Annotated in this window: 4 protein-coding genes and 1 pseudogene; 2 read left to right on the plus strand and 3 right to left on the minus strand. The window is 70.3% G+C overall.

Going from position 1 to position 5,830, the window contains the following annotated elements:
* Nucleotides 1-179: 179 nt before the first annotated feature.
* The 3 genes from ACFWY9_RS07395 to ACFWY9_RS07405 form a co-directional block, all read right to left on the minus strand.
* Nucleotides 180-743, minus strand: a complete 564-nt coding sequence (locus tag ACFWY9_RS07395) for a TIGR03086 family metal-binding protein (protein WP_378338412.1) — start codon at nucleotides 741-743, stop codon at nucleotides 180-182.
* 48 nt (nucleotides 744-791) lie between these two features.
* On the minus strand, nucleotides 792-1,982 hold the full coding sequence (locus ACFWY9_RS07400) for a class I SAM-dependent RNA methyltransferase (RefSeq protein ID WP_378338413.1): 1,191 nt from the start codon (nucleotides 1,980-1,982) through the stop codon (nucleotides 792-794).
* A 156-nt stretch (nucleotides 1,983-2,138) separates the two neighbouring features.
* A complete protein-coding gene (locus ACFWY9_RS07405; protein WP_378329587.1) occupies nucleotides 2,139-4,202 on the minus strand; it encodes an APC family permease in 2,064 nt (687 codons plus the stop codon).
* A 205-nt stretch (nucleotides 4,203-4,407) separates the two neighbouring features.
* Here ACFWY9_RS07405 and ACFWY9_RS07410 point away from each other — a divergent pair.
* Together ACFWY9_RS07410 and ACFWY9_RS07415 are read left to right on the plus strand one after the other, a co-directional pair.
* Nucleotides 4,408-5,082, plus strand: a pseudogene (locus ACFWY9_RS07410) (potassium channel family protein); the annotation flags it as partial.
* Nucleotides 5,082-5,738 carry a TrkA family potassium uptake protein gene (locus ACFWY9_RS07415; protein ID WP_345387459.1) on the plus strand — a complete coding sequence of 219 codons (657 nt, stop codon included), beginning with the start codon at nucleotides 5,082-5,084 and terminating at the stop codon, nucleotides 5,736-5,738. The pseudogene ACFWY9_RS07410 and the gene ACFWY9_RS07415, both read left to right, overlap by 1 nt.
* Nucleotides 5,739-5,830 lie beyond the last annotated feature (92 nt).

The raw sequence follows: 5,830 nt of genomic DNA on the forward strand, positions 1-5,830 counted from the left end.
CGAACGCTCCGTTGCCGACGATGAACGTCCCGAACGGAGCGTTCGCGACGCCACCCCGCCACCTCAACAACGAGGCCACACCACGTCGGTGAGAAACCTCGATTGAGGAATTCCAAGTCCCTCAATGGGGCGTTCACGGACAATCCGGCCGCGCACCGAAGGACGCCTCTAGTATCCCGTCAAGCTCGGACCGACCTCCTTCCCAGGAACGCGGCGAGCCGGTCCGCGGCCGTCGCGCCGGGAGCGGGCTCGACCTCGGGACCGAACGGCGCACCGGGGCCCCTCGGCGCCGAGCTGAACCGCTCCTGCCATTGGCTCAGCGCCTGTCCGGCGAGATCCGGCAGCAGATCGGTGGACCCTCCGGTGGCGTCGGCGAGGTCCCAGCCGTGCGCCAGGTACTCGTTGACCCGCATGTGCACCAGGAAGACGCCGGGGGCCTTCCCGAGCGGGGTTTCCACCTCCTGCTCCAGCAGGCCCGGTGTGGCGAGCACGGCCCGCACCCGCCGCACCGACTCGGCGAACGTCTCTCTCGGTCTCCCGCCGAGATAGTCGCCGGGTTCGGCGGGCGGGCCCTGCCCCGTCCAGTGCGCGACCTTGGCGTTTCCGTGCGCGAGATGGTTGACCAGTGCGCGGACGTCCCATTCGGCGCACGCCGTCGGCAGCGTCCACTGGTCGTCACGCACGGCCGAGACGAGTTCGGTGACCATGGCCGAAGCCCGGTCGAAGGAGTCGAGAGGATTCATGCCCGGCAGTGTGCACCCGGCCCCCGACAATTTTCGAAGGCCGGAGGCTCACTGCAGCAGCGCGACGCACTCCACGTGGTGGGTCATCGGGAACGCGTCGAACGCCCGCAGCGCGGTGAGCCCGTACCCGTGCCCGGCGAAGAGCGCGATGTCGCGCGACAGCGTCGCTGGATCGCACGAGACGTAGACGACCCGGTCCGGCGAACCCGCGACGATCGCGTCCACCACCGGACGTCCCGCACCCTTGCGCGGCGGGTCCAGCACGACGACGTCGACCGGCTTCGGCGCGTCGGCCAGCACATGCTCGACACGGCCTGCGTGCCAGCGGACCTGCGGCAGATCGGCGAGGTTCCGCTCGCCATCGCTCACCGCGCGGCGCCCCGATTCGACGGCCAGCACCCGCCCGTCCGGCCCGACCTGCCCGGCCAGTACCGACGCGAACAGCCCGACCCCGGCGTAGAGATCCCAGGCCGACCCGCCGGCCGGCGCCTCCGCCCACTCCCCCACGACCGCGGCGAGCGTCCCGGCCGCGGCGGGGTGCACCTGCCAGAAGCCGTGCGCGTCGAGCCGCCATTCGCGGCCGGCGGCGTGCTGGATCGCGACGCCGCCGGTGAGCTGCCGCGCCCGGACTTTGCCGCGCACGGTGGAAAGCTCGCGCACGTGGGTGCGGTCCTCCGCGTCGGTGGTCACCTCGAGTTCGCTGCCGGGCCGCCAGCGCCGCGCGAGGACGTCGTCCAGTTCCCCCGGCACCGCGATCGGGCAGTCGTCGAGTGCCACGACGCGGTGGCTGTGGTGCGCGCGCAGCCCGGCGCGGCCGTCCCGGTCGGCGATCAGCCGGACGCGGCTGCGCCAGCCGAGCGAGCCGCCGCCGAGCGCCTCCACCACGACGTCCCGCTCGATCCCGGCGACGCGCCGCAGCTGCTCGGCCACCACCGCGGCCTTCAGCTCGCGCTGGTACGCCGGATCCGCGTGCTGCCAGTCGCATCCGCCGCAGCCGCCCGGCGCGGCCAGCGGGCACGGCGGCTCGACGCGCCGCGCGGAGGCCTCCAGCACCTCCACGGCGTCGGCACGGCAGAACGCGCCGCCCTTGTCCTCGGTGACCTCGGCCCGTACCCGTTCGCCGGGCAGCGCGTGCCGGACGAACACCACCCGTCCGTCCACACGGGACACACAGTGCCCGCCGTGCGCCACCGGACCGACTTCGAGTTCCAGCGTGCGGCCGTACCAGCTCCCGATCATGCGATCGCCTCGCTCCGCGAGACAGTGTCCAATCCCTTTTGGCGCATGACATCCATGATTCGCTCGCAAGCGTCGCTCATGCGATCGCCTCGCTCCGCGAGACAGTGTCCAATCCTTTTTGGCGCATGACATCCATGATTCGCTCGCAAGCGTCGCTCATTCCGATTTCTCCCGGCTCGCCGCGGCGCGCTCCGCCTGCTTGGCGGGCGCGACGGCGTCCGGACGCTTGCCGGTGGGCGAGAACCCGCGCCGGACGTCACCGGCCGCGGGCCTGGCCCGGCGATCGCGGGCGACGGCCTTGACCGAGGAGGCCAGCTGCCAGGGCACACTGGTGACCATCACGCCCTTTTCGAACAGCAGCCTGCCCTTGAGCCGCAACGCGCTCTGGTTGTGCAGCAGCTGTTCCCACCAGCGGCCCACGACATACTCGGGGATGAACACGGTGACGACGTCGCGGGGATTGGCGCCGCGCACCCGCTTCACGTAGTCCAGCACCGGTTTCGTGATCTCCCGGTACGGCGATTCGACGACCTTGAGCGGCACCTTGAAGTTGTGCGCGTCCCATTCCGCGGTGAGCCGCCGCGTCTCCGCGTCGTCGACGTTGACCGTGACGGCCTCCAGCACGTCCGGGCGCATCGCCTTCGCGTAGGACAGCGCGCGCAGCGTCGGCCGGTGCAGCTTCGACACCAGCACGATGGCGTGGTTGCGCGAGGGCAGCACCGGCTTGGTCTCCGGGTCCTCCTTGAGCTCCTCGGCGACCCGGTCGTAGTGCTTCCGGATCGCCGTCATCAGCACGTAGATCGCCACCATCGCGGCGATCGCGATCCACGCGCCGAGCAGGAACTTGGTGATCAGCACGATGACCAGCACGGTGCCGGTGCAGGTCAGGCCGACCGCGTTGACCGTCTGCGAGCGCCGCATCCGGCGCCGCGCGGCCGGGTCGTTCTCCTTGGCCAGCAAGCGGTTCCAGTGCCGGATCATGCCCGCCTGGCTGACCGTGAACGACACGAACACGCCCACGATGTAGAGCTGGATGAGCTTCGAGACCTCGGCGTCGAAGGCGAAGATCAGCACCAGCGCGAAGGCGGCGAGGAACAGGATGCCGTTGGAGAAGGCCAGGCGGTCGCCACGGGTGTGCAGCTGACGCGGCAGATAGCGGTCCTGGGCGAGGATCGAGCCGAGCACCGGGAAGCCGTTGAACGCGGTGTTCGCGGCCAGCAGCAGGATGATCCCGGTGGAGAAGGACACGTAGTAGAAGGCCGGCGGGAAGTGCTGGAACACCGCCTCGGCGATCTGCGCGACGATGGTCTTCTGCTGGTAGCCCGCCGGGGTGCCGCTCAGCTGCGCCGCCGGGTTCTCCGCGAACTTGACGCCCGTGACGATCGCGAGGGTGATGATGCCGATCAGCATCGTCACCGCGAGCACGCCCATCAGCAGCAGCGTCGTCGCCGCGTTCTTCGACTTCGGCTTGCGGAAGGCCGGGACGCCGTTGCTGATCGCCTCGACCCCGGTCAGCGCGGCCGCGCCGGAGGAGAACGACCGCAGGATCAGGAAGGCGAACGCGAATCCGGTCAGCGAATGCTCGGCGTGCAGTTCGAACCCGGCGCTCGCGGCCTTCATCTCGGTGCCGCGGGCCACCTCGAACAGGCCCCACAGCACCATGCCGAGAATGCCGATGATGAAACCGTAGGTGGGAATGGCGAACGCTTTGCCCGATTCGCGCACTCCGCGCAGGTTCAGCGCCGTCAGCACGCAGACGATCACGACCGCGGTGAGCACCTTGTGCTCGGCGACCCACGGCAGTGCCGACCCGATGTTCGCGACGCCGGACGACGTCGACACCGCGACCGTGAGCACGTAGTCCACCAGCAGCGCGCTGGCCACGGTGAGGCCGAACTTGCCGCCGAGGTTGGTCCCGGCGACCTCGTAGTCACCACCGCCGCTGGGATAGGCGTGCACGTTCTGCCGGTAGGAGGCGACCACGACCAGCATGACCAGCGCGACGGCCACGCCGATCCACGGCGCGAACGCGTACCCGGACAGCCCGGCGACGCTCAGCGTCAGGAAGATCTCTTCCGGCGCGTACGCCACGCTCGACAGCGCGTCGGAGGCGAAGATGGGCAGCGCGATGCGCTTGGGCAGCAGCGTGTGGGCCAGCCGGTCGCTGCGGAACGGACGCCCGAGGACCAGCCGTTTCAGCACGGTCGGGAACTTCGACACCTGTGAAGAGTAACGGCGGCGCGCAGCGTCTCCGTTGAGGGTGGCGGTGGGGAGGAAGGCGGAGGTAACGGCGGCGCGCAGCGTCTCCGTTGAGGGTGGCGGTGGGGAGGACGGTGGAGCTGACGGGCGGCGCACAAGGTAGGTTCGGCGCTGGTATGCCGGGGGTGTCCACCCCGGGGGCGACCCGCGGGCGAGCAGGAGGGCAGCAAGCGTGCACGTGGTGATCATGGGGTGCGGCCGGGTCGGCGCGTCCCTGGCCGCGGCGCTGGAGCGTCTCGGCCACGAGGTGGCCGTCATCGACAAGAACCAGCAGGCTTTCCGCAGGCTGAGCAGCGACTTCCACGGCCAGCAGGTCGTCGGGGTCGGCTTCGACCGGCAGGTGCTGATCGAGGCGGGCATCGAGCGGGCGGGCGCGTTCGCCGCCGTGTCCAGCGGGGACAACTCGAACATCATCTCGGCGCGGGTCGCGCGCGAGAACTTCGGGATCGAGCACGTGGTCGCGCGGATCTACGACCACAAGCGCGCCGCGGTCTACGAGCGGCTCGGCATCCCGACCGTGGCGACCGTGCCGTGGACGACCGACCGCTTCCTGCGCACCCTGCTGCCCGACGGCGTCGCCTCGGCGTGGCGGGACCCGTCCGGCAACGTGGCGCTGCTGCCGCTGCCGCTGCACGAGGGCTGGGTCGGGCATTCGGTCCGGTCGCTGCAGGAGGCCACCGGCGCGCGCGTCGCGTTCATCATGCGGTTCGGCACCGGTGTGCTGCCCGACGCGAAGACCGTGGTGCAGGCCGACGACCTGGTGTACGTCGCGGCGCGCTCGGGCACGGTCGGCGACGTCACCAGCGTGGCCGCCCGCGCACCGGAAGACGAGGAGAACTGATGCGGGTCGCGATTGCCGGCGCGGGCGCGGTGGGCCGCTCGATCGCCGCGGAGCTCATCGACGCGCGGCACCAGGTCATGTTGATCGAGCGGCAGGCCGACCAGTTCGAGCCGCACACCGTCGAGCAGGCCGACTGGGTGCTCGGGGACGCGTGCGAGGTGTCGATCCTGGAGGAGTCCGGGATCGAGCAGTGCGACGTCGTGATCGCCGCGACCGGGGACGACAAGGCGAACCTGGTGGTCTCGCTGCTGGCGAAGACCGAGTTCGCGGTACGCCGCGTCGTGGCGCGGGTGAACAACCCGGCCAACGAATGGCTCTTCACCGACGCCTGGGGTGTGGACGTCGCCGTGTCGACCCCGCGGATGCTCGCCGCGATGGTCGAGGAGGCCGTCAGTGTGGGCGATCTGGTGCGGCTCATGACGTTCCGGCAGAGCCAGGCGAACCTGGTCGAGCTGACGCTGCCCGAGGAGACGCCGCTGGCGGGCAAGGCGGTCAGCGAGATCTCGCTGCCGCGCGACGCGGCGCTGGTGACGATCCTGCGCGGCGACCGCGTCATCGTCCCGCAGCCGGAGGACCCCCTGGAGCCGGGCGACGAGCTGCTGTTCGTCGCGACCTCCGACGTCGAACCCGAGATCCGCTCCGCCCTCGGCTACTGAGAGCTGAAGGGGTAGTTAAAACCAAAACAATGGAGGAAAAAACCCGACCCCCACGCATGAGAGATCTAAGTAACCCCAAACACCAACAGGTC

Origin of the sequence: Amycolatopsis sp. NPDC059027 (genome assembly GCF_042739735.1) — a bacterium.
In the GTDB taxonomy this organism is placed as follows: Bacteria; Actinomycetota; Actinomycetes; order Mycobacteriales; family Pseudonocardiaceae; genus Amycolatopsis.